The sequence below is a fragment of the Massilia sp. CT11-137 genome (assembly GCF_047302885.1).
GTDB lineage: Bacteria > Pseudomonadota > Gammaproteobacteria > Burkholderiales > Burkholderiaceae_D > Telluria > Telluria orientalis.
The window spans coordinates 2,453,442-2,479,310 of the sequence record NZ_JBKYMP010000001.1 but is presented as its reverse complement, the minus strand read 5'-3'; the positions used below and the strand labels follow the sequence as shown (position 1 = coordinate 2,479,310).

26 protein-coding genes are annotated in these 25,869 nt (G+C 67.8%); 8 read left to right on the top strand and 18 right to left on the bottom strand.

What is annotated here, in order from left to right; all coding sequences use genetic code 11:
- The first annotated feature begins 3 nt into the window (after window positions 1-3).
- The 7 genes from sctS to ACEN98_RS11205 all read left to right on the top strand — a co-directional run bounded on the left by sctS (window position 4) and on the right by ACEN98_RS11205 (window position 3,460).
- Window positions 4-264 (top strand): type III secretion system export apparatus subunit SctS, encoded by a 261-nt coding sequence (gene sctS, locus ACEN98_RS11235; protein WP_413346110.1) that lies wholly within the window; start codon window positions 4-6, stop codon window positions 262-264.
- Window positions 261-1,112: a hypothetical protein gene (locus ACEN98_RS11230; protein ID WP_413384311.1), complete on the top strand. Its 852-nt coding sequence runs from the start codon at window positions 261-263 to the stop codon at window positions 1,110-1,112. The genes sctS and ACEN98_RS11230 overlap by 4 nt, the downstream gene beginning before the upstream one ends.
- Before the next feature lie 42 nt (window positions 1,113-1,154).
- On the top strand, window positions 1,155-2,132 hold the full coding sequence (gene hrpD5 / locus ACEN98_RS11225; protein WP_413384309.1) for an HrpD5 family protein: 978 nt from the start codon (window positions 1,155-1,157) through the stop codon (window positions 2,130-2,132).
- Between the two features lie 10 nt (window positions 2,133-2,142).
- A complete protein-coding gene (locus tag ACEN98_RS11220) occupies window positions 2,143-2,376 on the top strand; it encodes a hypothetical protein (RefSeq protein ID WP_371764333.1) in 234 nt (77 codons plus the stop codon).
- 101 nt (window positions 2,377-2,477) lie between these two features.
- On the top strand, window positions 2,478-2,627 hold the full coding sequence (locus ACEN98_RS11215; RefSeq protein WP_413345067.1) for a hypothetical protein: 150 nt from the start codon (window positions 2,478-2,480) through the stop codon (window positions 2,625-2,627).
- Window positions 2,628-2,727: 100 nt separating this feature from the next.
- Window positions 2,728-3,183 carry a CesT family type III secretion system chaperone gene (locus ACEN98_RS11210; protein WP_413345069.1) on the top strand — a complete coding sequence of 152 codons (456 nt, stop codon included), beginning with the start codon at window positions 2,728-2,730 and terminating at the stop codon, window positions 3,181-3,183.
- A gap of 49 nt (window positions 3,184-3,232) precedes the next feature.
- Window positions 3,233-3,460 (top strand): hypothetical protein, encoded by a 228-nt coding sequence (locus tag ACEN98_RS11205; RefSeq protein ID WP_413384307.1) that lies wholly within the window; start codon window positions 3,233-3,235, stop codon window positions 3,458-3,460.
- Between the two features lie 44 nt (window positions 3,461-3,504).
- Here the strand turns inward: ACEN98_RS11205 and ACEN98_RS11200 are convergent, their stop codons facing one another.
- Both ACEN98_RS11200 and ACEN98_RS11195 read right to left on the bottom strand, forming a co-directional pair.
- Window positions 3,505-4,512 (bottom strand): pectate lyase, encoded by a 1,008-nt coding sequence (locus ACEN98_RS11200; protein WP_413384305.1) that lies wholly within the window; start codon window positions 4,510-4,512, stop codon window positions 3,505-3,507.
- Window positions 4,513-4,636: 124 nt separating this feature from the next.
- Window positions 4,637-5,731, bottom strand: coding sequence for a type IV pilus twitching motility protein PilT (locus tag ACEN98_RS11195; RefSeq protein WP_413384303.1), 1,095 nt, complete (start codon window positions 5,729-5,731; stop codon window positions 4,637-4,639).
- A 190-nt stretch (window positions 5,732-5,921) separates the two neighbouring features.
- Between ACEN98_RS11195 and pyrB the strand changes: the two genes are divergently transcribed.
- Window positions 5,922-6,872, top strand: coding sequence for an aspartate carbamoyltransferase (pyrB, locus tag ACEN98_RS11190; protein ID WP_413384301.1), 951 nt, complete (start codon window positions 5,922-5,924; stop codon window positions 6,870-6,872).
- A gap of 8 nt (window positions 6,873-6,880) precedes the next feature.
- Here pyrB and ACEN98_RS11185 read toward each other — a convergent pair whose 3' ends face one another.
- The 16 genes from ACEN98_RS11185 to ACEN98_RS11110 all read right to left on the bottom strand — a co-directional run bounded on the left by ACEN98_RS11185 (window position 6,881) and on the right by ACEN98_RS11110 (window position 25,841).
- Window positions 6,881-7,921: a hypothetical protein gene (locus tag ACEN98_RS11185; RefSeq protein WP_413384298.1), complete on the bottom strand. Its 1,041-nt coding sequence runs from the start codon at window positions 7,919-7,921 to the stop codon at window positions 6,881-6,883.
- 2 nt (window positions 7,922-7,923) lie between these two features.
- On the bottom strand, window positions 7,924-8,619 hold the full coding sequence (locus tag ACEN98_RS11180) for a hypothetical protein (RefSeq protein ID WP_413384296.1): 696 nt from the start codon (window positions 8,617-8,619) through the stop codon (window positions 7,924-7,926).
- Window positions 8,620-8,687: 68 nt separating this feature from the next.
- Window positions 8,688-9,137: a lytic transglycosylase domain-containing protein gene (locus tag ACEN98_RS11175; protein WP_413384294.1), complete on the bottom strand. Its 450-nt coding sequence runs from the start codon at window positions 9,135-9,137 to the stop codon at window positions 8,688-8,690.
- A complete protein-coding gene (gene pilV / locus ACEN98_RS11170; protein WP_413384292.1) occupies window positions 9,134-10,390 on the bottom strand; it encodes a shufflon system plasmid conjugative transfer pilus tip adhesin PilV in 1,257 nt (418 codons plus the stop codon). The genes ACEN98_RS11175 and pilV overlap by 4 nt, the downstream gene beginning before the upstream one ends.
- Before the next feature lie 10 nt (window positions 10,391-10,400).
- Window positions 10,401-10,898, bottom strand: coding sequence for a hypothetical protein (locus tag ACEN98_RS11165; RefSeq protein ID WP_413384290.1), 498 nt, complete (start codon window positions 10,896-10,898; stop codon window positions 10,401-10,403).
- 10 nt (window positions 10,899-10,908) lie between these two features.
- A complete protein-coding gene (locus ACEN98_RS11160; RefSeq protein WP_413384288.1) occupies window positions 10,909-11,451 on the bottom strand; it encodes a type 4 pilus major pilin in 543 nt (180 codons plus the stop codon).
- A 23-nt stretch (window positions 11,452-11,474) separates the two neighbouring features.
- Window positions 11,475-12,551, bottom strand: coding sequence for a type II secretion system F family protein (locus ACEN98_RS11155; protein WP_413384286.1), 1,077 nt, complete (start codon window positions 12,549-12,551; stop codon window positions 11,475-11,477).
- Entirely contained in the window at window positions 12,541-14,127 is a 1,587-nt protein-coding gene (locus ACEN98_RS11150; protein WP_413384284.1) for a GspE/PulE family protein, read from the bottom strand. The genes ACEN98_RS11155 and ACEN98_RS11150 overlap by 11 nt, the downstream gene beginning before the upstream one ends.
- Window positions 14,124-14,630, bottom strand: coding sequence for a type IV pilus biogenesis protein PilP (gene pilP, locus ACEN98_RS11145; RefSeq protein ID WP_413384282.1), 507 nt, complete (start codon window positions 14,628-14,630; stop codon window positions 14,124-14,126). Before pilP ends, ACEN98_RS11150 begins: the two co-directional genes overlap by 4 nt.
- Window positions 14,620-15,903, bottom strand: a complete 1,284-nt coding sequence (gene pilO2, locus ACEN98_RS11140) for a type 4b pilus protein PilO2 (protein ID WP_413384280.1) — start codon at window positions 15,901-15,903, stop codon at window positions 14,620-14,622. The genes pilP and pilO2 overlap by 11 nt, the downstream gene beginning before the upstream one ends.
- Before the next feature lie 19 nt (window positions 15,904-15,922).
- Window positions 15,923-17,560: a PilN family type IVB pilus formation outer membrane protein gene (locus tag ACEN98_RS11135; protein WP_413385976.1), complete on the bottom strand. Its 1,638-nt coding sequence runs from the start codon at window positions 17,558-17,560 to the stop codon at window positions 15,923-15,925.
- Window positions 17,560-19,374, bottom strand: coding sequence for a type III secretion system outer membrane ring subunit SctC (sctC, locus tag ACEN98_RS11130; RefSeq protein WP_413384278.1), 1,815 nt, complete (start codon window positions 19,372-19,374; stop codon window positions 17,560-17,562). Before sctC ends, ACEN98_RS11135 begins: the two co-directional genes overlap by 1 nt.
- A gap of 458 nt (window positions 19,375-19,832) precedes the next feature.
- Window positions 19,833-20,861: a type I phosphomannose isomerase catalytic subunit gene (locus tag ACEN98_RS11125; RefSeq protein WP_413384276.1), complete on the bottom strand. Its 1,029-nt coding sequence runs from the start codon at window positions 20,859-20,861 to the stop codon at window positions 19,833-19,835.
- Window positions 20,862-20,883: 22 nt separating this feature from the next.
- The gene (locus ACEN98_RS11120) at window positions 20,884-22,509 is read right to left on the bottom strand and encodes a methyl-accepting chemotaxis protein (protein WP_413384274.1); all 1,626 of its coding nucleotides are present in this window, start codon (window positions 22,507-22,509) and stop codon (window positions 20,884-20,886) included.
- Between the two features lie 37 nt (window positions 22,510-22,546).
- On the bottom strand, window positions 22,547-23,587 hold the full coding sequence (locus ACEN98_RS11115; RefSeq protein WP_413384272.1) for an ABC transporter ATP-binding protein: 1,041 nt from the start codon (window positions 23,585-23,587) through the stop codon (window positions 22,547-22,549).
- Between the two features lie 22 nt (window positions 23,588-23,609).
- Complete coding sequence (locus tag ACEN98_RS11110) at window positions 23,610-25,841, bottom strand: ABC transporter permease (protein ID WP_413384269.1); 2,232 nt, start codon at window positions 25,839-25,841, stop codon at window positions 23,610-23,612.
- Window positions 25,842-25,869 lie beyond the last annotated feature (28 nt).

Genomic DNA, 25,869 nt, shown 5'->3' with positions numbered 1-25,869 from the left:
GTCATGGAATACGATAACCTCACCCACCTGACCGCCCAGGCGCTGAAGCTGTGCCTGATGGTGTCCCTGCCGGCCGTCGCCGTGGCGGCGCTCACGGGCCTCGTCGTCGCCTTCCTGCAGGCGATCACGTCGCTGCAGGATTCCAGCATTTCGCAAAGCGTGAAACTGGTGATCGTCACCGTCGCCATCATGGTCAGCGCGCCATGGGGCGGCATGGCGGTGCTGAGCTTCGCGCGCAGCCTGTGGGAGGTCATGTTCGTATGAGCATCCAGCGCATCGGCGGCGGCTGGCTGCCGCCCCTCCCCACCGCCGCGCCGGACACGCCCCGGCCGGCCACCCAGACCGACCAGCCCGCGCCGCAGGGACTGCAGCCGCTGTTGCCGCAACCGCGCCGCCCCCGGCTCGGCCAGACGGTCGCCCGTCGCGCCGCCGGACGCAAGAAGCGCGACGCCGACAATCCGCACGGCACCGACCTGAGCGCCGAAAGCGAAGACCTGCTGATGATGCTCGAGCAGCACCTGGTGCGCGACGACCAGCAGGTGGCGAAGGCCGGCGAACGCGGCGCGCGCGACCAGCAGTCGTCGTCGCAGGGGCGCGACCCCGGCGGCGCCGGCGGCTTCGCACGGCAGCAGGCCGCCGCCGACGACGCGGCGCACAGCGCTCCCCGCTGGACGATGCGCGCGGGGGCGCGCCCGGCGCGCGACGCCACGCGCCTGCTCATGCAATGGCGCGCCGCGGCGGCGAGCAAGGATGCGCAGGCCCGCGCCGAACGCGCGCTGCTGGCACTGTCCGCCGCGGCCCAGCGCACCGCCGCGCCGGGCGCGGCCCCGGCCGCCAGCCCCACGTACCCGATCCTGGCCATCGTGCGCGAATTCCTCGCGCTCCCGGAGGCCGAGCGCGCGCGTCCCACCACGCTGGCCGACGTGCGTGACCGCCTGGTGGTCGCGGCCAGGCCGGCCGGCCCGAAACGCCCGCTGACGGACGCCGAGGAGTCGGTCAACCTGCTGCTGCCGATCGTCCTGCTGAACCTGGGCCGCCGCCGGACGAGCGAAGGCCGCGCACTCGGCGTATCCGCGCTCGCCGCCCTGATCCGCCGCGGCCGCGGCTGGTAAGCGCCGCCGCAACCGCATCACATTGAACAAGGAGATTCGCTCATGACCAAAGAACTTCGCATCCTGACCGGCTTCCACGCCGGCGCCCGGATAAAGTTGAATCCAACGACGATGTCGATCGGCGCGGAAGCAACGGCCGACATCCTGATTCAAGACTGGAACGAGGGCACCATGCAACTGGCAACCGACGCACAAGACAGGGTCACGATCGCCGCCGCTGGCGCGGCCGATGTCCCGTCCACGCTCGACGATTTCACCCCGCGCCGCTTCGGCGACGTGGTGCTGTGCGCCGGCCCGGACGATGCACTGTGGCCGTCGGACGTTCAGCTGCTCGAGACGATGCTCGCCGCGCCGGCCGCCGCCGATGCCGCCGCGGACGAACCGGTGACCGTTCCGCCGGCCCCGCGCGCCTCGTGGATGCGCACCGGACTGGTGGCGATGCTGGTCGGGTCCCTCGGCGCGGGCGCCCTGGCGCTGACCGTGGGCACCGCGTCGCAGGCAGCCACTCATCCGCTCGCGCAGGCCAGCCTGCGCGACGTGCGCGGCGCGCTCGACCGCCTGCAGGAACCCGGCATCGAGCTGCGCGAGCAGGCGAACGGCTTCGTCGTCAGCGGCATCGTGGCGAACGGCGCGGCGGCCCGCAGGGCGCACGCCAGCCTGCGCGGCGTCGCCGGCAGCCGCCTGCGCTGGCAGGTCAAGCCGGCCGACGACATCGCCCGCGAACTGGCCGAATCGCTGCACGAGCCGAACGTCAAGGTGCGCTACGCCGGTGCCGGGCGCTTCGAGGTCACCGGCACGGCGCGCCAGCCCGGCGCGGTGCGCGACGTGGTCGAGCGCTTCCGCAACGACATGGCGCCGCTGCCGCTCACGGTCGGGGTCAAGGTCGAGCGCATCGACGAACTGGCGGTCGCGGGCAAGGTCGATTCGGCCCTGAATGCCGACAGCGTGCGCTACATCGAATCGAGCGACGGCACCAAGAATTTCCTGGCCGACGCTTCCGGCAACACCACCTTGCAATAAGGAGACCGCAATGTACGAAGTCATGACCGAAGCATTGATCGACGTGCTCGACGACCTGCCCCAGGCGGGCAGCCAGGCCCGCCGCCACCACGAGGTCCGCGCCGCGGCGCAGGCCCTCGACGACCTGGCCGATGCGTGCGCCGCGCGCTCGACCGACACGGCAAGCACCGAGGCCCAGGCCGGGCGCGCGGTGGCCGATGGATTCCGCGCCGCGGCACAGTTGTGCCGCCTGGCGATCCAGTAGTTCCGCCAGCCATGTGCCAAGCGCACAGCCGGCAAACCAGTGTGTGCGGTACTGCCGCACGCATATCCAGCAGTGATCCACTTACTTTCAGGAGAAACATCATGGCAGACGCACCCGTAGTTCTGAACACCGGCGCCCAAATCGCAGCGATCGAAGCCGCCGCAGCAGCCGAAAACGCGATCAACCTGGCCACCCTGCACGCCAAAATCAGCACGATGGGCCTGAAGGCGGCGAAGGACATCGTCCAGTAACGTCCACGGCGCGCCATCGGGCCGCGCATGGCGCGCCGGCCGGGAGCCGCAACCCGCTCCCGGCCGGCTTTTTTTTCACCTGTGCGACGGAAAACGAACGATGAGCCTCGAACGACGCGATGAACTGATCCGCGAAATCTGCGCACTGCGCGACGTGCCCGGCGCCGACGAGGTGCTCGCGCGCGGCGTGCTCGACATCGACAGCTTCGACGTGGCGATCGACCACTTCGAGGAAGACGGCGATGCGGTGTACGTGACGTTCCAGTACGGCGTCGTCACCGCGGGCCGGACGCTGCGGGTGTTCCGCCTGCTTCTCGAAGCGAACCTCGCCGTCTACGCGCAGGACCAGGCGCAGCTCGGCCTGGAAGTCGAGACCGGCGCCATCGTCCTGATTGCCCGCGTGGCACTCAACGACGAGGTCGACGGCAAGTGGCTACTCGGCTTGATCGACCACTACGTCGAACACGGGCGCTACTGGCGCGACAACATCTTCAAGGCGCGCGACGACATGTTCGAGAACCTCGCACGCGGCGATTATGTCTGGCTGCGCGCCTGAGCCAGGACCTTTCCCCATCACTCACCACCAACAATCTCAGGAGGACGACATGACATCCACGAGCAGGACCGGCAGCAAACCGCCTTCGCCGCCAGAGAAGCCGGAGAAGACCGACAAGACGAAGGACAAGAGCAAGGACAAAGACAAGGATCAGGCCGACCAGGACGCGCTGGACCAGGCCATCGGCACGCTCGGCATCATGATGCTGCAGAAGATCCTGCAAGGCGCCAAGCGGCGCCGCGCCGAAATGAACGAAGACGATCCCGACAAGTTCTAGTCCCGCCCCGCGCGGGCGACGCTTGCGCGCCGCCCGCTTCCGCCTCATCCCGAATACGGCTTGTACGACACCTTGCGGGTCCCGCTGATCTGCGCGGCATCCGGCGTCAATGCCACCACCTTCATCCCCCCATCGTCGACATTCGAGAAACTGGCGCTCGACGTCTTCGAATCGGTGCGGAACAGCGATTCCTTGACGTTCTCGAACGTCGAATCCTGCACCGTCAACCTGCTCGTGATCGGCTGGCCGCCGTTCGTGCGGAACAGCTTGCCGGCGCCGTTCACGTAGACGTTCTTCATCAGCACCTCGGCGTCGCCATTGTCCTGCACCACCTTGTCGGAACCGTTGTAGAACGAGCTGTTCGTGATGACGACTTTCGCCGGCCCTTTCGGGATGTCGTCGACCGACATGCCGGACAGCTTCGCGTCATGGATGCGGTTCTTCTCGCCGTCGATCGTGATGGCATCCTCGCCGATGTCGCGGTTGACGACGTGGTCGAGGTGGGCGTCGCCGATCAGGTGGATGCCGTCGCCGCCCGAGTACTGGACGTTCTTCAGCGTCGCCCCCGGTTCGAGGATGAACACCGGCTGCTGGTGCTCGCTCTGGGAACCGTCGCCGATCGCCTTCGTCGGCCGGTAGTACTTGCCGCCGCCGTCGAAGGTCTCGCCGGCCTTCACGATGATCGGCTTGTCGACGTCGACGATGCCGGTCGGCTTCGGCATCGGCTGGCCGCGTTCCGGTCTGGCGCCGGCAGGCACGCTGGTGTCCGCCGGCGGTTTGGATGTTGGTTTGGACGCCGATTTGGACGCCGATTTGGATGACTTCTTGCGCCTGGTTTCCGGTTCGCCGTCGGCATCATGATAGGGCGCGGCCGGCAGACTGGCCTTGCGCTTGTGCCCGTGCTCGTGGTCGTCGTCCCTGACCTGCTGCTTCAGCTTGACGGACAAGTGTTCGAGCCGCTTGATCCACTCGTCCGTCTGCTGCTGCGGAGACGGCCCCGCCGGGGCCTTGGGGAAATCGGGAAAATTCTGTGGAGAATATTGGGAATGCACGCATGTGCTCATGTCGGTACCTGTACGGTTGGTTGAGGGAGTGCCCCTCGACAGGATGACGGCACACGAGCGGCCGGCGGGCGGGGCGGGCGAAGCCGCGCCGCCGGGTGCGAAGCCGGGCGCGTCAGCGCTTGGCGTTGGCCATCTCGTGCAGCTCGAGGCGGTTGTAGGTGGCGCGCATGGCATCCTTCACGTTGATCGCCTTTTTCGCGATCAGCTGGACCAGGACGTCGTTCAGGCTGCGCGACATGCTGTCCTCCTTGCGGCGCATGAAGTCGGCGATCAGGTGCAGCTTGCCGGGGTCGGCGATATACTGCGCCACCTGCTGGTTATTGTTGAACACCATTTCGTAGGCGAGCACGACGTCGTCGCCCTGCTCGTTCGGCAGCAGGGTCTGGAAAATCACCGCGACCAAGGAATTCGACAGCCCGGCCGCGCGCTGCTCGCGCTGTTCGGCGGGGAAGAAACCCAGCAGCTTGGAGATCGCGCTGACCGCGCTGTTGGTGTGCATCGTCGCGAGCACGAGGTGGCCCGATTCGCCGGCGTGCAGGACGGTGTCCGCCGTGTCGAAATCGCGGATCTCGCCCACCATCAGCACGTCCGGCTTCTGGCGCAGCGCTTCGCGCAGGCCGGACGAGAACGTGGCCGTGTCGGTCGGGACTTCCTTTTGCGAGATGATCGACTGCTTGCGCCGCAGCTGGTATTCGATCGGCTCCTCGATCGTGATGATGTGGGCGCTGCGCGTGGCGTTGATCTGGTCGAGCATCGAGGCGATCGTCGTCGTCTTGCCCGAGCCGGTCGGCCCCGTGATCAGGATGATCCCGCGGGTCGCCTCGAGCACGGTCTTGACGTAGTGCGGCAGGCCGGTCTGATCCAGCGCGATGGGGCGCAGCGGCAGGCGGCGGATCGAAATGGTCGTCTTCGAGCCGGACGACGAGCGGAACACGTTGCAGCGCAGCCGGTAGTCGGTGAGGATGAACGGCCGGTCGATCGCGCTTTCGACGATCTTGTCTTCCCAGTCCTCGTCGATGGCGTTCAGCACGGGCAGCATGTCCTCGAGCGTGACCGGTTCCGTGCCGACCTGGCGCCACCCGCGCGGCGACTTGATCATGACGGGCATGTCCTGCTCGATATGAATATCCGAGAAGCTCTGGCCGGAATTGACGAGGGAGATCAGCTCCTCCAGTAATTCACGGGATATCGAAAAATCGTCGGACATGATGCACCTGGGTAATGTAGGACTTGCTTGAGTATAGCGCGGCTGTCTTTGGCTGACCAGTCGTCCGGCGGACGGGAAGTCTTGCATTTTCCTGTCACTTGGCCGTCAATCCGCTGTCGGTCCGCACATGCCGCCGATGTTTTCCTCCAGAATGCGCGGTTGACCGGCCCGGCGGACAACGGAGTATGCTTTGGAATTCGAGAACCGCAGTATCGTTTCAGTGAACCAGTTCGACCTTGCGGGGCTGGACACCCTGTTCGACCTGGCGCGCCGGATGAAGCCCATCGCCGCGCGCCAGGCCACGAGCAACGTCCTCGACGGCTACATCCTCGGCAACCTGTTCTTCGAGCCCAGCACGCGCACGCGGATGAGTTTCGCCAGCGCGTTCATGCGCCTCGGCGGCCAGGTCAACAGCACGACCGGGACCGTCAACTCGTCGCTGGCCAAGGGCGAGTCGCTGGCCGACACGATCACCATGATCCAATCCTATTGCGACGTGATCGTGATGCGGCATCACCAGCGCGGCGCCGCCGCCGAAGCGGCCGCCGTGTCGAGCGTGCCGGTCATCAATGCCGGCGACGGCAATGGCGAGCATCCCACGCAGGCGCTGCAGGATTTGTTCACGATCCTCGAGGAACGGCCCGGGCGCGGCGTCGACGGCATGACGATCGCCGTGGTGGGCGACCTGAAGTTCGGGCGCTGCGTGCCTTCCCTCGTCAACCTGCTGTGTCTCCATGCGGGCGTGCGTTTCCTGTTCGTCGCGCCGCCCGAACTCCAGATTCCCGACGCGATCCTCCGCGGCGTGCGCGACATGGGATGCCAGGCGATCCGGACGAGCAACCTGGACGCCGCGCTGGAGGAGGCCGACGTGGTCTACCTGACGCGCATCCAGGACGAACGGATCGCCGACGCGAAAGTGAGGGCGACCGTGCGCGGCAGCTATGTCCTGACCCGCGCCAAAGTGGAATCGCGCTGCCGCAAGGACGCGGTGATCCTGCATCCCCTGCCCCGGATCGACGAACTGCACACGGACGTCGACAGCCTGCCGAACGCCGCTTATTTCCGCCAGGCGGCGAACAGTATCCTGATCCGGATGGCGCTGCTGCTCCTCGTGCTGGGCAAGCAGGCCGACGTCGGCTGAGCGCAGGTTCAGCGCCGCAACCCCACCATCCCGGTGAACCGGTTGAGCGCCCTCTTGTACAGGCCCGGATCCGCATGGTAGCCCATGCCCGGCGGCCCGGACGTGCGCGGCGGGCGCAGTTCCGTCCCGCCGTCGGGCAGGTGCTTGGTGCGGTCGTACGCGCTCAGGCCCAGCTTCAGGCGCACCAGGCCGGGCGACTTGAAGCCCAGCCCTTTCATGCGTCCCATCAGGCTCTTGCGCGAACGCTCCGCATAGTCGAGCGTGATGGCGATGCCGCGCGGTTTGGCATAGTCGTAGCCCAGCTTGCCGTCCTTGATGGCATGCCTGGCCTGGGCCTCGTTCGGCAGTTGCGGATCGAACAGGATCAGCGGCGCCGGGTCGTACAGTTTCACGCGGCTCTCGACCGCGGCGGCGAACAGCTGCGCGCTCGCGCCGCCCATCGATCCGCCCGCGATGTACTCGAATTTCACGTTGCGCGTCTTGGCCTGGGCGGTCTCGATGGCCTTCGCCACCAGCACGGCCGCCTCGTGGTTCGCCTTGAACACCTTGCCCACCGACTGGCCGATGCTGCTGAAGGCCTGCTTGACGTCGCGCATGTTCTGTGTGCCGCCGAACATCACGCGCACCTCGAGCCGCTGGTTGCCGTGCTCGTCCATGCCGACCTGCTCGTCCCACACCATGTGCGCGACGTGGGCCGCACGCACCAGCTGTTCCCGCTCGCCCGCAGGCAGCAGGCTGAACAGGCGCGACGTGCGTATCGAAGCGTCCATGTAGTGATCGGAAGTCAGCTCCGTACGTGCGGGCTGGTAGCTCATCGGCATCTGCCGGGCGAGTTGGTCCGCGAACACGTCGGCGCTGCCGCCCTGCCCGCGCGGGCACGCCACGTACTCGATCCGGTATTCCCTGTCGTCGGTCCGGACGATCGGGGACAGCGCTTCGGCAAAGCGCGCCGCCAGCCGTTGCACGGCATGGTAGTTGACCGAGTCCGGCTGGGACGCGAGCGGCTCGCCTTCCTGGTCGCCCCGGTTTGCGAAATGCACCTGCAGCATGTTCACCGTCTTCCCGTCGGGACCGGAGCCTGGCGCTCGGTGACGAAGCAATTGGCCGCCCTGGCCGCCCGGGACAGCGAGGCGAGCACGTCGGGCGGCATGCCCCGGCCGAATTGCGTCCGCCCGATCGTCGCGCTGTCCGGCGCGGGCGGATGGAGATCCAGCGGCGCGCGCAGCAGGCGGCCCGCGGCTTTCAGCTGGGCGTCCCGCTCGCGGCCGGGCGCGGCCGCGGGGCCCATGCCGAGCGCTTCCGTGATCTGCGACACTTGCTGCTCGTCCAGGCGATCGATCGACGTCAGCGTGTCCGCCATGCAGTCGATCTTCGGCCCCGACGCCAGCTTGCCGAACGTCTTCGGGCGCGCGGCCGGCGCCGCGGGCGTGGACGCGGCGTCGTCATCCGCCCGCATCAGTTCCGCCAGCGTCGGCGACTTGTCCGCATGCAGCATGTCCGCCAGCGTGACCCGCTCCGGCGCGGGCGCCTGCGTCTGCGCGTGCCGGGCGCTGAACTGTTCCAGCCGCTGCAGCGGCGCCTGTACGTTCGCCGCGGACGGCTGCGTCTTCGGGCGCCGGCCCAGCACCGGCAAGGAAAACCCGAACGTGCGCTTCGGCGCGCGGCTGGTCTCGGGCTTGGCGGTGGACGCGGTCCCGGCTGCCGGGCGGTCGCTGATCGGTGTTATCGTCGACGAAATCGTTTTCATATCAACTTCCAAGGTCATGCGCGCGGCCGCGCGAACGTCTCAACAATGATGTATGCGGCGCAAACCGGTCAGCGCTGGGCCTCGAGGGCCGCGCGCGGCAGGTTGCGATAGACTTTTTTCGCGTAAGCGATGCGCAGCTCGGGCTTGCCGGCGTTGTAGGCCCCGACGGCGGTCCATGAATTGCCCAGCTTCTGCATCTTCCCCGACAGGATCCACGCCCCGACCTCGATGTTCGTGCAGGCATCCATCAACTCGGCCTCGCCGATGCCGTACCGGCGCAGGGTCGGCAACCAGCTGCTGTTGATTTGCATGAGCCCGATATCGTAGGAACCGTTCTTGTTCTTCGGGCCGATCGCAGTGGGATTCAAGCCCGATTCCGTCTTGGCGATGGCATACAGCAGGTAGGGGTTCACGCCGTAGCGCGCGCCGGCGTCCTCCCAGCATGCCTGTGCGTGGCCGCACGCGAGCACGCACGCGAGGGTTGCCGCCGCGCGGCGCGGTGTGGATGTGCCGCTCATGGGGTCAGCGTTCCATTCAGGTATTTGAAGACGTTATCCGGCGGCTGGCACGAGAGCAGGACGCCGTTCGCATCTTTCTTGACCGAGCCGATGTTGTACGTGATGCTGCCGTCCGGATTCGGGATATTGCAGGGCGTGCCCGCCACGATGGCTTGATTGAGATACACCGTGGGGCCCTCCACCCAGTTCCTGCCGACCACCCAGTCGCCCTTGATCCCGCCGTGGTTCGACGTCACCGTCTTTTCCGCCGTCACGGGGCCGCCGCTGACGACGGCCGTGTCCCCGTAGACCGTGCCGGGCACGTGCAGATCGTCCTTCTCGTCGACGGCCAGCGCCACCCATGCGCTGCCGGAATAGGTGAAGCCGCGGTTCAATGCGGTGACCATCCGCACGTCGCCGGTCGTGTTGCCCGTGGCGGGCAGGTCGGCGAAATTGGCCACCGGCGCCTTCCACGTCGACACCGCCTGCCACAGGCCGTCGGCCCCGCACGTCGCCACCGTCCGGCTCGCGCTGTCGATCCCAATGGCCGCCGCGCCGCCGCATGCCGTGCCCAGCGTCACCAGGGCGGTCCCGGCGAATCCCAGCGGCGTGTTCATCCGGTTCAGCTGCGGACGTCCGGGCACCACGTCGCGGTAGAGGAAATCGGTCGACAACTGGCCCGGTCCGTCGTAGAACAGGCCCGACACGAGGTGGCCGCCATCGTGGCCGGCGGTGCCGTTCAGGACCGTCGCGCCGCCGCAGGCCACACCCTGGTAGGCGGCGGTGGCGAGTGCCCAGGACGATCCGCGCGCCGTGGCGGGCTGCGCGGCGCTGATGTAGCCGCCGCCCTGCCCCGCCATCATGGCCACCGCCGCGATGGCGCGGTCCGGTATCGCGGTGCCGCCGTAGCCGGCCACCAGCGCGTCGAGCCGGCCCGGCGTGCCCTGGCGCACGAGCACGCATGCCGCTTGCTGGTAAGGGTTGGTCGCGGCAAAGCCGGCAGGCAGGAAGCCGGCCGCAGTCAGCTGCGCCACGGTGACGGCCGTCACGGCGCCCCCGCCCGTGCTGGCGACGAGGTCGCTGTAATTCGCCGCGACATACCTGGACGCGGCCGCCACGACCTGCGCCTGCTGCAGGGCGGCCTGCTGTTCCTTCACTTCTTCGATCGAATCGCCGATCATGCTGGCCAGGCCGACCAGCAGCGCCGACGCGATGGCGAGCGCCGCCAACACTTCGATCAGGGTCATGCCGCGCTGCCGCCGCATCGTGTTCATCGTTGTTTCCTCAATCGCAGGGTGCCTGCGCCAGCCACACCGGCGCGCCGTCCGGGATGACGGCGTCGCCCAGCGTCGGCAGCGCGATGCGCGTCCCGTCCACGGGCGAAAACAGCGTATGGTCCGCCGCCCGGTAGACGCCGACGTTGAGTGAGTTGCGCGACAGCGCCAACAGTTCCGCGACGATCGGCCGCGCGCCCGCCGCGGCGGGGAAAATGTAGATCTGCCCCGCGCCGTCGCGGTAATTCGTCCACGCCACCGTCGGGCTGGTCGCCAGTTTCGACCACGCCGGCAGCACGCCGGCCCCCTTCAGGCCGGCCAGGCTCACGCTGGTGTCGGTGACGTTGTTCGCCTTGAAGTACGCCATCACCGCGTCCCGGTAGACCGCCATGGTCCCGGCATCGTCGCGCGCCTGCTGCTCGACCACGGCCTCGCGCCCGTGTTCGGCCGGCCATCCGTACCAGCCACCGAGCGCGACCACGACGGCCATGATCAGGACGGCCCACATTGACTCAAGCTCAGTTTGACGTGAACGCGATCGTGGTCGACGCTTTGCACAGCGCCGCGGCGCTGGCCGCAGTGACGGGGAAAACGGTAATCGCGTTGCCGTCGTCCCCGTCGGCAATCCTGGTCCAGCCCGACGCGCCGCTGACGACGTTCATGCACACCTCCTGCGGCACGTTTTCATAGGTGATTCTGAAATTTGCCGCGTCCACTTTCGCAACAGTCACCGTTCCGCCCCACGCATTGGTAATGGCATTATTGGCGCCGAGCGTCAGCGTGCCGGGAATGGCTTTCGCCGCGACCAGGTTGGCCACCATGGTGGCATCGTTGTAGGACTGGCCCGCATACATCTTGTGCACGGCGGTGCGCAGTCCCGTGATCTCTTCCATGGTCTGGTTCGAGCGCGCGCTGCCGAAGGCATTCTGCAGCAGCGATACCGCGGCGAGCACCACGATGGCGGCGACGCCCAGGTAGGCGATGGCTTCCAGCAGCGAGGCGCCGCGCTGGCGGTGCAGGCGGGCGAGGCGGGCGCGGCGTTGGGGCATGGTGGCAAACATGTTGTATCTCCTTTTTGTTGGAATCAATGTACTGCGCGTGTCATCGTTGCGATCTCGTGCTGGATGCCGAAGAAACCCGTCACCAGCCAGCCGATCACGGCGGCCATCACGAGGATGGCGACGCCGTTCAGGATCTTCATCTGATTGGAAATCTGCTCGATCCCCTCTTCCCGCCATTCGTCGGCCATCACCTTGAGCGCCTCGCCGAATCCGCGGAACTCGGCGTACACGCACAGGTCGTCGATCACTTCGGCCGACGGGAAACCGTAACCGGCGTTGCGCATGGCTTCACCGCAGTTGAGGCCGGAACGCACTCCCAGCAGCGCGCCGTCGAGGCGTTCGCGCAGCCACGGATCGGCCATGTCGGACAGGCGGCTGAGCGACTTCTCGACCGTGACGCCGGCCGTCTGCAAGGCCGAGAACGCCAGCAGGAAACCGCTGCCCACGACCAGCCGGTAGATCGAGAACGGCGCGAAGCGGTCGGCGAACACGCGCAGGTTGCCGCGCCAGCGCGGCAGCGCCGCGGCGACGCCGCCCGCGACGAGCGCCAGCGCGCCGACGATGGCGAGCATCCAGTGCTGGACCACCTCGGACATGACGTACAGCGACCTGGCGGCGCCATGCCAGTTCGTCGGGTCGGTGATGCGGGTGAACTCGGGAATGACCTTCGTGCCGAACAGGTAGACGTAGACGAGGATCAGCGCCAGGATCGCGCATGGGTAAACGAGCCCGCCGACGATGACCGCCTTGATGCGCTGCTGCGCCTGCACGACGTCGACGACGGCCAGCAGCGCGGCCTCCACGTTGCCGGACTGTTCGCCGGCCAGCAGGATCATGCGTTCCGGCCGCGGCGCCCAGCCTTCCAGGCTTTCCGACAGCATCCGGCCGTTCTGCACCTGCCGGCGGCAATCGTCGAGCACGATCGCCAGCGGCTCCTGCGGCTTGCGGCCATTGTCCGACGCCCGTTCGCGCAGGACTTCCAGGATCCGCAGCAAAGGCAGGCCGTTGGTGAGCATCTTGGCGATCTTGCGGTACAGGCGCACGCGCGCCGCCGCCGAGAACTGGGTCTTCGCCCAGGCGCGCGTGACGTCAAACCGCATGGACCACCTCCAGCCGGGATCCCGGCGCCGCGAGGTGGCCGACCACCTTTTCCGCCATGCGCGGATCGATCTGGCCGGCCGCGACCTTGTCGATCGCGTGGCCCAGCATCGTGCGGCCGTCCAGGTGCTCGATCCAGTACGCGACCGCCGCGCATTTGTCGCCGGCCCGGATGAGTTTGAAGAACTGGGCGTCCGGCACGATGACTTCCGCCAGCACCGACCGCCCCACCGTGCCCTGCATGGCGCAATGCTCGCAGCCGTCGCCGGTCACGCGCACGCGCGGCAGCGCGCCGCCCACCGCTTGCCGGACGCGGGCGTACAGCGCCGGCGGCAGCGCCTCCGGCGCGTCCACCAGCGGCCGGCTGCAATGCGGGCACAGCACCTTGACGAGGCGCTGGCTGATCAGGCTCGTGATGATCGTGTGGTCCGCCACCAGGCTCATCGGCAGGCCGAGATCGAGCAGCCGGTCGACGATCGCCAGCGCGCTGTTGGCATGCACCGTCGTCCACACCTGGTGGCCCGTCATCGCCGCGCGCAGGGCGTTCTGCGCCGACGCCGCATCGCGGATCTCGCCGATCATGATGACGTCGGGATCGAGCCGCATCGCGTTCGAGATCGCGGCCGAGAACTGGCGCGCGCGGTCCGCTTCCGTGCTGGCATTGGTCACGGCCGTCTGCACCGCGCCTTCGATCGGGTATTCCACGGGGTCTTCGACGGTCAGCACGTGCAGTTTGCCGCCCGCCTCGATGATTTCGCCGGACAGGATGCGCTGCAGCGTGGTCGATTTCCCCGATCCGGTGGGACCGCTGATGATGTTCATCCCGATCGGCTGCTCCTTGATCTGCTGGAGCATGCCGGCGTGCGTCTCGCTGAAGCCGAGCGGGCGCAGGTCGACGTTGTCGCCGGCGTCGTTGTACAGCAGGCGCAGCACCATGACGGCGCCTTCGCTGGTGGGCGCGGTGGCGATACGCACGCCGTACAGCCCGGGCGGCAGCTTGTCGCGGTCGGAAATCGCGGCGTCCTGGCGCTCCATCGGCTTGTACGAATTGTCGGACACCGACGTCATCGCCCCGTACAGCGTCGCCAGCAGGCGCTCGCCGTATTCGCGCGTCTGCACGCCCTTCGGCACCAGGTCGTTGTGGATGCGGAACCACGTCTCCGTGCAATCCTTGCGGACGCGGATATGGATGTCGGACGCGCGCGCCTGGCAGGCCCGGTTGAGCAGGTCCTTGGCCGTCACCTGCATGAGCGAGTGTTCGTGCTGCGGCTGCGCACTCCCGCCGCCCTGGTAGGCGCGGGCGATGACCTCGATCCGCGAGAACGTCACCTGGAACGGCCGGCGCATCTTTTCCAGCCGCGCGATGTACGACAGCACGTGGCGGTTCAGGCTCTGTCCCTCGGCGACGAGCAGGCGGCCGTCGCTCAGCAGGCACAGCAGCTTGCGCTCCTCGGCGCTGGCCTCGAACGTGCCCGCGCCGCTCAGCACGGCGGCCGTGCCGATGTCGCCGACGCCGCCCTGCTGTTCGCTCCGTCCGGTGGCGCGCGGTTCCGCCCGGTCCAACGCGAGCAGGTTCATCGCGCGCTCCCTGCGGGCAGGCCCGGCGGCGGGCCCGGGACCGCGGGCGGCAGCGGCAAGGCGGATCCGAATTGCGGCTGGGGCGGCGCCGCCTGCGCCAGGCGGACCCGCTGTTTGCCCTTGCTGACGATGACGTTGCCCGGCGCGATCGACACCACCCGCATCCCTTTCGGCAGCATGTCGCCGGGCTGCACCTCGATGACGGTGCCGTCGCCCAGTTGCAGGGTCGCGAACACCGCGCGCCCCACGCCCTCGACGCCGCGTACCTGCGGATCGCCGGCGCCGGGCGCATGCGTGAGCGCGGTGGTGGCCGCCTGGATCGTGGCGATCTGGTTCTGCTTCATGAGGATGCTGCCCTGCACGTCGAGCTGGCGTTCGCGCGCCTTCAGCAGCAGCGTCTCGCCTTCGATCCGGCTCAGCTTTTCGGCGGTCGGATCGGCGTACGCGTGGGCGCAGCCGAACATTGACACGAGCAGCGCGCACCAGAGGGATTTATTTGACATACATGACTCCTTCGATTGACCAGTGACCGGCCCGGTTGACGATCCGGTCGATACGCACGCCGGGCCGGTCCAGCAGTTCGGCCAGGGCCGTGGGCAACAGCCCCTGGCTGTCGCAGCTGAACGAATACGCCTGCCACTGCGGCGCGGGCGCCCGGGTCTGCGTCTGCGCCTGCTGCGTCGCCGCGGCCGGAGGCACGCTGGCGATCCTGAATGCGATGCCCATGTGTTGCAGACCGGAGATGATCGGTTCCATCAATGCGCGGCGTTCGAGCAGCGCCTCGGGCGGGCGCCGTTCGAGCCGGAGCGGCACGGCCAGGGTGGCCTTCTCGCCGCCCAGGTCGAACACGGCATCCGGCACCTCGGCACGCAGCAGGTCCAGCGTGGAACCGTGGCGCGACCATGCGTAGCTGGCCGTGTCGGCGGTGCAGACGTACTCGTCGAGCAGCCAGCCGCCGGCGGCAAGATGGCCCAGTCCGTCGACGCAGGCCCTGGCCAGGCTCGTCGGCGTCGGCTTGCCGCCCCACGGCGGCGGCTGCACGGACGGCGCCGCCCGCCGCAGCACGGCCTGGCGCTCGGCGATGCGCGCTTCTTCGGCCGCCTGCGCGGCCCGCTGCTCGGCCCGCAGTCGCTGGACATGGACCCAGCCCCCGGCGAGCGCCAGGGCGAGGACGGCCGCCGCCAGCGCCGGCCAGCGATTGCCCCGGGTGTGCACGGGCTGCAGGCCCCACCAGCGGTGCGCGCGGATGCGCCCGTCCTTGCGGTGCGGGATGAAGCTCTCGACGGTGCGCGCCTCGAAGTTGTGGAAGCCGTAGTCGGACAGCTCGGCATCGCCGAGGACGACGCTCCAGCCGCCCAGGCCATAGTCGCTGTGCAGGCGCTCCATGACTTCCTCGCGGGTGCCGGCGAAATCGCCGTTCGGCAGGAAGTTCGCGTCGCGCGCCGCGAAATAGGCCCACATGCCGTCCGGCAGCCTGAGCGCGGCGAGCCAGTTGTGGACCCGCTGCTTCTCGCCGTCGAAGTAGGCGCCTTCGAGCGCCAGCGTCTTCGAGATGATCGCGCCCAGCGAGAACATGCCGCGGCGCGCGCCGTCCGCGCTCTGGCCGAAGCCCGCCTGCGCGGTCGACTGGTCGGTGCGCAGCACGTACAGGTCGGAGTCGATCTTCGCGCCCAGTTCGCGCGCCTCCCTGGCCAGTTCGCGCGGCCGCGACAGCGACTGCCAGAACAGGCCGCACACGAACCGGTGCTTTTCGATCTGGATGATATGGATGGCCATGATGCCGGATCGCTTCGCGTTAGGGGCCGACCGTCGTGGGGGTGATCAGGATCACGATGGATTCCTTGGCGCTGGCCGCCTTGATGCCGCCGCCGAGCGCGACGTTGCGTGCGCTGCCCACGCCCTGGCGGTCGAGGTTGTCGTCGGTCTGCTCGAACCCGCTGATGATCAGCGTCTCGTTCGATTTCATCGCCACGCGCTGGAGGAAATTGCGGGTATCGATTTCCGGCGTCTCGATCTTGCTGCCGCCGCTCTGCACTTCGCGGATCGTGTTCAGCGCGGAGATGTCGGTCGAGAACTGCAGCAGCACCGTGCCGTTGGCCAGCACGTGCGGCAGGATGCTCATGTTGAAACCCGACGTGACGGTGCCCGGAATCAGCGTCGTGGTGGTGCCGACCTGGGGCACCACCGTCGTCTGCGACTGCTGCAGGTAGGACGTCTGCTTGGCCACCTGCAGCGGCACCACCTGGTTGTTCAGCGTGATCACCGACGCGGTGGTCTGGCGCCGCACCTTGCCCTGCTTCGACAGGGCGTCGATGATCGCGGTGCTGCCCGCGAAGCGCGAATCGCCCAGCACACCGGCGGAGAACCGGGTCCCGTCCAGCGCGAATGGCGCGCTGGTCAGTCCGTACTTCTGGCGCAGGGTCGTGTACACCAGGTTCCAGTTGATGCCGTAGTCTTCGCTGTCGTTCAGGCTCACCGACAGGACGGTGACGTTGATGACCACCTGGCGCTCGAGCGTCCGGTTCTCGTTCTCGATGTATGCGGCCACCCGGTCGAGCGTGTCGGGCGTGTCGACCACCGTGATCGACCCGGTCGCCGGCGAGATGACCACCTTGCCGTAGCTCGACAACATGGCCTTGATCACGCTTTCGATGCTGCCATAGACCGACAGCTTGGACGCCACCGCCGTGTTCTGGCTGTTGTTGGCGGTCACGCCATTCGTCGTGCCCGCACCGCCGCCCGCCCCCGCAGCGCCGCCGGTGCCGGCGCCGGTGCCCGGGCTCGACGTGGCGCCGCTGGTGACGCTGGCGTTGAACGTCGAATCGCCGGGCAGCGTGTTGATCTGGAAGGTGCGCGACTCCGTATGGAAGAACTGGATCGTGCCGTCAACATATTTCCACGACACGCCGAAGCGCGCCGCCGCCGTGTCGAGCAGGCCGCGCAGGTTGCCGTTCGTGTAGTAGATGCGGACCCCGCCACCGCGCGCGGACGGCGGGCCGGCATAGGCACGGGCATCGCCCACCCCGCCCGGCGGCAGCGGCACGGCGGCGCCGGCTGGCGTACTACGCATGCCCGCGGCGACGTCCAGCGCGTCGGGCGTCACCTTCACCGGCAGGCCGGTGCGCACGCTGATCCGTTCCGCCAGCTCGGCCAGCGACGCGACCGTCTTGTCGAACACGGCGTTCTCGAAAAAGATCTTCGGCAACGCGGGCTGCCCCAGCTTGACGACGTCCTTGCCGAGCCAGATGCCGGATTCGTGGCTGACCGACGACGGCGCCCTGGCCACGACACCGTTCGCGGTATGGCCGGTGTCCCGGACGAGGGTGGACACCTGGCCGCCGGTGTCGTCGATGGTCTTGTCCAGCCGGGCCGACATGCCGCCGCACGCCGACAGCAGCAGCAGGGGCAACACCGCGTGCAAGCGCCTGGTCATCATGGTTCGGTTCCTTTCGCAACGATCCGCAGCACCTTGTTGCCGTCGTAGAAAATCGCCTTCATCGGTACGTCCGCTCCCTCCATGCTCTTCACCACCATGCCGACGGCGTCGGCAAAGGAACCGTGCAGTTCGGTGCGCACCGCGACGGCGTAATCGACGGGCAGTTCCCACATCAGTTGCCAGCCGGCGCCGGCGGCCCACCGTTGCAGTGTCCCGTTCAGGGTTTTATCGCTTTGCAACACGGCCCAGGTCGGCTCGGGCGGCGGCGGGGGCGCGACGGGCGCCGCGCGCACCGGCACGACCGCGGCGGCGACCGGCGCGACTGCGGCCGCGGCCGGCGCGGGCGCCGGCACCGCCGCCGGGGCGGGCGGCACAGGTGCGGGCACGGGCGCGGAAGCAAGCGGCTGCGGCTGCGGCGCCGCGGCCGGTTCGGCTGCGGCCTGCGCCGGCGTGCCGCCGGCCAGGCGCGGCGTGATCAGGTACAGGCGCTCGCGCCGGGTTCCCGGCGTGTCCTTGTGGCCGAACAGGTTGCCCAGCAATGACGGGGACGCCCGGTCGCCGGACATCGCCTCCGTCCCGTAACCGCCGATCATCAGCATCTGCCGCACGTCGACGATGGCCAGCGCACTGAGGGTCGAACGGGTGACTTGCGCGTCGGTGCCGCTGCCCAGGTTGCCGTCCTCGATGTCGACGTCCAGCCGCACGCGGGTGCCGCCATCGTCGACGAGGCGCGGCACCACCCGCAGCAGCGTCCCGGCGCTCACCTCGGCCACGTCGGCGACGCGCTCGCCGACCAGCGGGATGTAGCGCGACTGGCGCAGGTCCAGCACGGCGGCCACGTTGTTCAGCGTCAGCGCGCCTGGCGTGGCCACGATGCGCGCATCGCCGCTGGCTTCCAGCGCTTTCAGCCTGGCGACCAGGCCGGCGGCATCGTTGACCAGCAACGTCGCCCCGGGCGCCGCGGGCGCCGCGCCGGCGACCAGCCCGGGCAGCTTGTCCCGGTCGACGTCGACGATCAGCGCGTCGATTTCGACCTGGCGCGGCAACACGTCGAGCTGCTCGATGAGTGCCTGGTACATGGCGCGCTTGCCGGCCGCGTCGTGGATGATGACGGCGTTCAGCGAGGGGTCGGCGTCGATGCGCGGATGGCCGGCGTCGGCGGCCTGCACGGAGGCGGCGGCCGGCTGCCCGACCAGCAGGTTCGACAGGATCGTCTTCATGCCGGGGATGGTTTCCGTCCTGCCGCGGGCGGTGATCACGCGGTCGGTCGCGCCGGCGTACTTCAGGCGGAACACCATCGGCTGCATGTCGTTCATGGCGTCGCCTGGCCGGGCGGGCACCAGGACCTCGCGCGCCAGGCGGACGTACTCGCGCGGCCCGCTGATGACGACGGCGCCTTCCTTCGGCAGCTCCACCCAGCCGAAGCGGCTCTCGTACAAACCCACGCCGGCCAGCACGCCCCTGGCATCCCGCACGGCGTTCGCGCCAAGCTCGAGGCGCATCGACACATTGTCTTCGCGGGGAACGATATGCAGCGTGTCGCCGTAGACGAACCAGCGGAAGCGGCAGGCCTGCGCCAACCGGTCCAGCAAGTCGGCGCCGCCACTCGCGCGCAGGGTTTCTTTTTTCACGGCCCGATCCGGCACGTCGAACACGACCTCCACGCCGTATTCGGTGGCGAACCGCTCCAGCACCTGGTGCAGCGGCATGCCGGCGGTATCGAGTGCGAAGCCGTGGTCCTTCCAGCCCGCCGGGACTGCGGCGTGCGCGGCCGGTGCCCAGAGCGACGTCGCCACCGTGGTCGCCGTCATCAGCGCCAGCGTCGCGCGCCGCCAGAATCTCGAGCTCGTCCCAAAGCCGGGACAGCAAATGTTAGCGCACAACATCATTGTAACTCCTACCACTTTTTTAGCCGCCCAATGCCGGCTCAAAATGCATCCGGCTATGGTTTCTCACGGTATTCGATGCGTTTTTCGCTCGCTCGACATCGGCGCGGCAATTCGCCGAACCCCGCTCCAACACGAACCGGATTCAGTCATGCTGGAAGCGAAAAAATTTCGGCAAGGAAACAATTAATTCGTTGCGTAGTCTACCTCGGGCACAAAAAGAAACTCAAGGGTTTTTGATAAAGCTCAAAGCTTTTTAAGGAATGACGCATTATCGCCACAGCATGAACTTTGTTTAGTAAATAAATGTGCCTCGCCGGTAAAAGCGATAAGGACAGACAGGGTCAAGTACGACCCAAAAAGAGGGAAACCGCGAAAAAAACTTAAACGATAAAACACTCCAGTAACTTGAATCCCGATTCTGTTTCCAGATTGACGGATTCAATTGCCGCGGGAATCAGGACGCAATCGCCGATACGCACGTCCAGCCGCCCCCGGCCGTAATCGATCGTATAGGCTCCATGTACGCAGACATGGATAACGAACGAGTCGAACGCGTAATTCCGCACGACCGTTTCGGAACACGCCAATATATCGGCCGTGAAATGCTCGCAGTGCACGAGGCGGGCAGGCGCATTCAGGATTTCCTGATACGCGAGCCTGCAATCCTGGTCGGCACCGACATCCAGTGCGGCGATGGCGTTGTCCGTGTCCAGCGCGCGCCGGCGTCCGTTCGCATCGACGCGGTCGTAGTCATGGATCCGGTAGGTCACGTCGGACGCCTGCTGGATCTCGGCGATCAGGACGCCCTTCCCTATGGCGTGGACCCTGCCGGCGGGCAGGAAAAACACGTCGCCCGCGGCGACGGCGTGACGGTTCAGGATGTCGTCGACCCGGCCGCATTCGAATCTTTCGCGGCACAGGGCGGCGCTGACTGGCCGATTGAACCCGGCAATCAGCGTCGCGCCGGGATCGGCCTGGATCACGTACCACATTTCCGTTTTCCCCGGCGAATCGTGTTTCATACCGGCCAGCACATCGCCGGGATGCACCTGGATCGATAAATCGTCGGCGGCGTCGATGAATTTGACGAGCAAGGGAAAACGATTACCAAAGCGCGCATACGGGGATTTCCCGACAAGGCATTCCCGATAATGCCTCAGCAAAGCCGAAAGCGAAGTACCGGCCAGCGCGCCATTTTTCACCAGCGAATCGTCCGACGGCAGTCCGCACACTTCCCACGACTCGCCGCAACGCGACCCCGGCGGGCAGTCCCTGGCGAGATGGCTGAATAACTTTCGCCCGCCCCATATTTTATCCTTGTATATACTTTTGAATATCAGGGGATATAAATCCGGCATCGTTCGCGAGATAATGTTGATATCTTTTTTTGTCGACTGGCAAATATGCATGTCAGTCGCCGAATACGGATTTTTATTCCGCGACAGGGCAATCGGCTGTATTGAGATTCAATCGCCGCGACGTAATCTGGCGCTGCGGTGCCGCCTGCGTCGCGCTTGTTCCGGCAATATGGAAGCGGGCCACCGCCTCGGCCAGCCGGGCCGATTGTTCACGCAGGCTTTCCGCGGCCGCGGCGGCTTCGCCGACGAGCGCGGCATTCTGCTCCGTCATCCCGTTCATCTGGCCGATCGCGACGCTGATCCCGCCGATGCTCGCACCCTGCTCGGCGCTGGCCGCGGAAATCTGCCTGACCAGCTCGGCAACGCGGCGCACGGCCTTGACGATCTGGTCCATGGTCGCGGCGGACTCGCCGACCAGCGCATGACCGGCGTCGACCTGGGTCACCGAGTCGCGAATCAGCGTATCGATCTGCCGCGCCGCCCCGGCCGAACGCTGCGCCAGTTCCCGGATCTCCGCCGCCACCACGGCGAAACCGCGGCCGGCCTCGCCGGCGCGGGCCGCCTCGACGGCCGCGTTGAGGGCGAGGATATTGGTCTGGAACGCGATCGAATTGATGACCGTGGTGATGTCGACGATCCTGTCCGAACTTGCCTTGATCGACCCCATCGTGTCCGACACGCGCGCGGCGACCTCGCTGCCGCGCTGCGCGCAGGCGTACGCGGCCGTGCTCAGTTCCTGCGCCTGCCGCGCGTTCTCGGCGTTGCCGCCGACCGTGTCCTCCAGGCGCGCCATAGCGGCGGTGGTCTGGCGCAGCGTGCCCGCCTGCTGTTCGGTGCGCGTCGACAAATCCAGGTTGCCCTCGGCGATCTGGCGCGACGCCACGAGCACGTGCTCGCTGCCGGCGGTGATCTGCGCGATCGCCGCGAACAGGTTCTGCTGCATGAGCTTCAGGGCGCGCATCAGCTGGCCCGCCTCGTCCTTGCCGCCGGTGTCGATCGCCACGTGGAGATCGCCGCCGGCGATGGTGTCGGCGATGCGCGCCGCGCGCCGCAGCGGCGTGGTGATCGACCGCGTGATGTACACCGCGCACAGGGCGCCGAGGAGCAGCATCGCGAGGCCGGCGCCGAGCATGTGGACTTGCGCCGTGCGGTAGCGCGTGCGCGAGTGGTCGCGGGTGCGCGCCATGGCGTCCTGCTCGGCATTGGCCAGGGTGTCGAGCGCGTCGATCCAGCCCGCGTACCTGGGCGCGAAATCGGTTTTCAGCATCACGGCCGCATCGAACAGATTGCCCGACGCGGCGGTGGACTGGATATTCCGCAGCGCCGGCATCAACGCCTGCTTGCGCCGGCGCACCTCGGCCAGGGCGTCCGCGTCGACCGCGCCATGCTGCAAGGCCCGCTCGGCCTCGTCGTAGTCGCCCAGCAGGCGCACCAGCGCGGCGGCCGCGTCGGTGCCCTCTTTCCCATCCGTGGGCGCGGCGATCCGGCGCATGGCCAGCGCGATCTCCGCGCCGGCATGCCGCATCCGCAGCGCGCCGTTCAGGCTGACCAGGCGGCTGCCGACGATGTGCTCGGTATCGCTCTGCAATACGCCCATGTTGCCGAGCCCGATGCCGAGCAAGGCACTTGCACACAACAGGACGAGGCCGAAACCCAGCGCGAGCCTCGCGCCGATATGAAGATTGACGATTGCGCGCATGAGAGCTCTCCCGGTGGCGGTGGATGTCAACAGGCCGTCACGCGCGCAGCACCGACACGCCGCGTTGGTGTATGCCCAGGCTGACCGGGTCGGCCACGTTGCGCGCCCGGTCGACGTGGGGGCAGACGACGAACAGCTCGCCGATTTCGGTATCCAGCGTGTACTCGTAGAAGCCGCCGAGATAGGTGGCCTTGCACACCCTGGCCGCCAGCCCGTACTGGCCGAGATCGCCGACGATCCACGCCTCGGGCCGCACCGCCACGAGCGCCCGTCCAGTGGGAACGGCATCCGGCGCGCGCCAGGAGAGCGGCCCCAGTTGCACCTCGCCGCCATGGGTCACATTGGCCGGCAACAGCAGGGCCTCGCCCATGAAGCCGGCCACGAATTCGCTGTTGGGGCGTTCGTACAGGTCCGATGGCGAGCCCGCCTGCGCGATCAGCCCGTCGCGCATGACGATGATCTGATCCGACACCGCCAGCGCTTCGCTCTGGTCGTGCGTGACGTAGGCCACGGTCAGCTGCAGGCGCTGCTGCAACGCGCGGATTTCATCGCGCATCTGGCGCCGCAGCCGCGCGTCAAGGTTCGACAGCGGTTCGTCGAACAGCAGCACGGCCGGCTCCAGCACGAGAGCGCGCGCCAGCGCCACGCGCTGCTGCTGCCCGCCGGACAACTCGCCCGGCCAGCGCGTGCCGAAACCTTTCAACCCCACCGTGTCGAGCGCGGCGTCGACGCGTTCCTTCGTGCGCTCGCGGTCCACGCCGGCCACCGTCAGGCCGTACGCGACGTTATTGAAAATATTCATGTGCGGGAACAGCGCGTAGCTCTGGAAGACCAGGCTGACGTTGCGCTCCGCCGCCGACAGGGTGGTCACGTCGACGCCGTCGATCAGGATCTGGCCGCCGGTCGGGCTTTCCAGGCCGGCGATCATGCGCAGGGTCGTGGTCTTGCCGCAGCCCGAGGGGCCGAGCAGGGTCGTCAGGGTGCCCTTCGGCACCGTGAAGTTGATGCCTTTGACCGCCAGGGCGCCGTTCTTGGTGTAGGCCTTGGTGATGTTCTTGAATTCGATTCCGGGCTTCATGATGGCTCCTCGTTTTTGTTCGTTATGAGATCACCGGCGCTGCCTGCGCCGTGTCTTCCTGCTGTTCCTGCTGGCGCTTGCGGCGTCCCAGCGAGCGCTCCCCGACCATCCATTGGATGAGCCCGGTGGCGGCGAGCATCAAGAGCGTCAGCACCGTGCAATAGGCCAGCGCCACGCCGTACTCGCCGTTGCCGACCCGGCCGATGATGAAGGTGGTGGCCAGCTCGTTCTCGGCGCTCACCAGGAAGATCACGGACGACACGGTCGTCATGGCGCGCACGAAGGAATACACGAGCGACGTGACCAGCGCCGGGCGCAGCAGCGGAAGAATGACGCGGCGCAGGGTGGTCGGCGTCGACGCGCCCAGCATGCTCGACGCCTCGTCGAGGCTCTTGTCGATCTGCTTGAACGCGGCCGTGCCGGCGCGGATGCTGACCGGCAGGTTACGGAACACGAAGCACACCATGATGATCAGGCCGGTGCCGGTCAGCTCGAACGGCGGCACGTTGAAGGCCGTGACGTACGCCACGCCCAGCACGGTGCCCGGGACCGCGAAGGCCAGCAAGGCGCCGAACTCGAACGCGTTCTGGCCGCGGAACTTGACGCGGGCCAGCAGGTAGGCGACGAGCAGGCCGAACAGGGCCGTCACCGGCGCGGCCGCGCCGGCGAGGCGCAACGTCGTCAGCAGCGATTGCCACGCGGCGCCGGTCAGCGCGAAGCCGCCGTTCCAGTCGATGCCGAACGCGGTGTGGAAGTGCTGGAACGTCAGGCTGAAGTCGCGTCCCCACAGCTTGACGAAACCGCCGGCGAACGCGAACAGGTAGATGATGGCGGTGAAGCCGAGCCAAGGCACGGCCACGCCCATGGCGACGCGGCGGACCGGCGTGGGCAGCGCGGGCGGAATGCCGTTGTCGCCCTTGCCCGACATGCTGGTATAGCTGCCCTTGCCGAGCGCCTTGCGCTGGAGGACGAATACGGCGAGCGCGAACGCGCTGAGGATCAGCGCGAGCGACGCGGCGCGCCCCGGATCGATCTGCGCGCCGACGATGGCGAAGAAGATCTCGGTCGAGAGCACGGAGAACTGCCCGCCCACGACGATCGGATTGCCGAAGTCGCTCATCGACTCGATGAAGCCGACCAGGAAGGCGTTGGCCAGGCCGGGCCCGAGCAGCGGCAGCGTGATCGAGATGAACGCGTACATCGGCTTGGCGCGCAGGGTTTGCGCCGCCTCCTCGAGCGTGGGCGCGATGGCTTGCGTGACGCCGCGCATCATCAGGTACGAGATCGGCGTGAACGCGATCATCTGGGCCAGCCACACCCCTTTGGCGCTGTAGAACCAGCGCGAGGGCTCCAGCCCAAACAATTGTTCCAGCGCCTCGTTGACGAGTCCGGCGCGTCCGAACAGCAGGATCAGGCCCAGGCCCACCACGAACGGCGGCGTCACGATGGGCAGGATCGACATCACGCGCACCAGCGGCCTGGCGCGTACCAGCGCGCGCTCGGTCAGCAGCGCCAGCAAGGTGCCCAGGACCGTGGTGCCGGTGGCGGTGGCCAATGCCAGGCCCAGCGTATTCCACGCCACGCCGCAGCTTTGCGCCCCGCTGACGCAGCGCAGGCTCCACACGCGCGAACTGGACAGGCGCGCCCAGCCCTCGGTCGCGCTGAGCTGCCCGGCTTCGTCGAACAGGGCGCCGCTCAGCGATTTGAGCACCGGCTCGGCGATGAACAGGATCAACGCGGCGGCGCACAGGACGACGGCGCCGGCGACGAATTCGTTACCCTGGAAATAGCCGAGGCGGGCGAGTCCCACCCCCAGCAGCACCAGCAGCGACACCAGCACGATCGCCGCGCCCCAGCCGAATCCGAACTGGCCGACCGCGAGCTCGAGCGCGCCCGCCTGCAGCGACGGCCACACCCAGCCTTGCACGCCGATCGCGTAGCCCGCGCCGAGCATGCCGGCCAGCCCCACCCCGGCGCTGCCCAGCAGGACGAACGCCTGGGCGCGCCGCGCACGGAGGAGCAGGCCGCCCAGCGCGACGACGGGCGCGACCAGGGGCAGGAACAGCCACGGACGCTGGAATGCAGCGGCCTGCAGCCAGGCGTTGGCCGCGCCGACGTCGCTGAAGATCGCGCCGAAGTCGCGCAGCCACTTGAAATCGTCAGGCACACCGTACCAGGGCAGTAGTCCCGACGCCGCGATGGCGAGCATGGCCCAGCATCCCGGGACACCGCCAAACCAGGTTTTTTGTTTCATGATTGTTTTCCGATCCCCAGGCCGGGGC

Bases quoted from the DNA above. Each gene is read 5' to 3' on its own strand.
- ACEN98_RS11150 (WP_413384284.1), bottom strand. From the start codon at position 14,127: ATGAACCTGCTCGCGTTGGACCGGGCGGAACCGCGCGCCACCGGACGG.
- ACEN98_RS11110 (WP_413384269.1), bottom strand. From the start codon at position 25,841: ATGAAACAAAAAACCTGGTTTGGCGGTGTCCCGGGATGCTGGGCCATG.
- ACEN98_RS11195 (WP_413384303.1), bottom strand. From the start codon at position 5,731: ATGTCCGACGATTTTTCGATATCCCGTGAATTACTGGAGGAGCTGATC.
- ACEN98_RS11115 (WP_413384272.1), bottom strand. From the start codon at position 23,587: ATGAAGCCCGGAATCGAATTCAAGAACATCACCAAGGCCTACACCAAG.
- ACEN98_RS11220 (WP_371764333.1), top strand. From the start codon at position 2,143: ATGTACGAAGTCATGACCGAAGCATTGATCGACGTGCTCGACGACCTG.
- ACEN98_RS11185 (WP_413384298.1), bottom strand. From the start codon at position 7,921: ATGCTGCAGGTGCATTTCGCAAACCGGGGCGACCAGGAAGGCGAGCCG.
- ACEN98_RS11180 (WP_413384296.1), bottom strand. From the start codon at position 8,619: ATGAAAACGATTTCGTCGACGATAACACCGATCAGCGACCGCCCGGCA.
- ACEN98_RS11135 (WP_413385976.1), bottom strand. From the start codon at position 17,560: ATGACCAGGCGCTTGCACGCGGTGTTGCCCCTGCTGCTGCTGTCGGCG.
- ACEN98_RS11210 (WP_413345069.1), top strand. From the start codon at position 2,728: ATGAGCCTCGAACGACGCGATGAACTGATCCGCGAAATCTGCGCACTG.
- sctC (WP_413384278.1), bottom strand. From the start codon at position 19,374: ATGACGGCGACCACGGTGGCGACGTCGCTCTGGGCACCGGCCGCGCAC.
- ACEN98_RS11120 (WP_413384274.1), bottom strand. From the start codon at position 22,509: ATGCGCGCAATCGTCAATCTTCATATCGGCGCGAGGCTCGCGCTGGGT.
- ACEN98_RS11160 (WP_413384288.1), bottom strand. From the start codon at position 11,451: ATGTTTGCCACCATGCCCCAACGCCGCGCCCGCCTCGCCCGCCTGCAC.
- sctS (WP_413346110.1), top strand. From the start codon at position 4: ATGGAATACGATAACCTCACCCACCTGACCGCCCAGGCGCTGAAGCTG.
- ACEN98_RS11205 (WP_413384307.1), top strand. From the start codon at position 3,233: ATGACATCCACGAGCAGGACCGGCAGCAAACCGCCTTCGCCGCCAGAG.
- ACEN98_RS11165 (WP_413384290.1), bottom strand. From the start codon at position 10,898: ATGTGGGCCGTCCTGATCATGGCCGTCGTGGTCGCGCTCGGTGGCTGG.
- hrpD5 (WP_413384309.1), top strand. From the start codon at position 1,155: ATGACCAAAGAACTTCGCATCCTGACCGGCTTCCACGCCGGCGCCCGG.
- pilP (WP_413384282.1), bottom strand. From the start codon at position 14,630: ATGTCAAATAAATCCCTCTGGTGCGCGCTGCTCGTGTCAATGTTCGGC.
- ACEN98_RS11230 (WP_413384311.1), top strand. From the start codon at position 261: ATGAGCATCCAGCGCATCGGCGGCGGCTGGCTGCCGCCCCTCCCCACC.
- ACEN98_RS11155 (WP_413384286.1), bottom strand. From the start codon at position 12,551: ATGCGGTTTGACGTCACGCGCGCCTGGGCGAAGACCCAGTTCTCGGCG.
- ACEN98_RS11125 (WP_413384276.1), bottom strand. From the start codon at position 20,861: ATGCATATTTGCCAGTCGACAAAAAAAGATATCAACATTATCTCGCGA.
- pilO2 (WP_413384280.1), bottom strand. From the start codon at position 15,903: ATGGCCATCCATATCATCCAGATCGAAAAGCACCGGTTCGTGTGCGGC.
- pilV (WP_413384292.1), bottom strand. From the start codon at position 10,390: ATGAACACGATGCGGCGGCAGCGCGGCATGACCCTGATCGAAGTGTTG.
- ACEN98_RS11215 (WP_413345067.1), top strand. From the start codon at position 2,478: ATGGCAGACGCACCCGTAGTTCTGAACACCGGCGCCCAAATCGCAGCG.
- ACEN98_RS11175 (WP_413384294.1), bottom strand. From the start codon at position 9,137: ATGAGCGGCACATCCACACCGCGCCGCGCGGCGGCAACCCTCGCGTGC.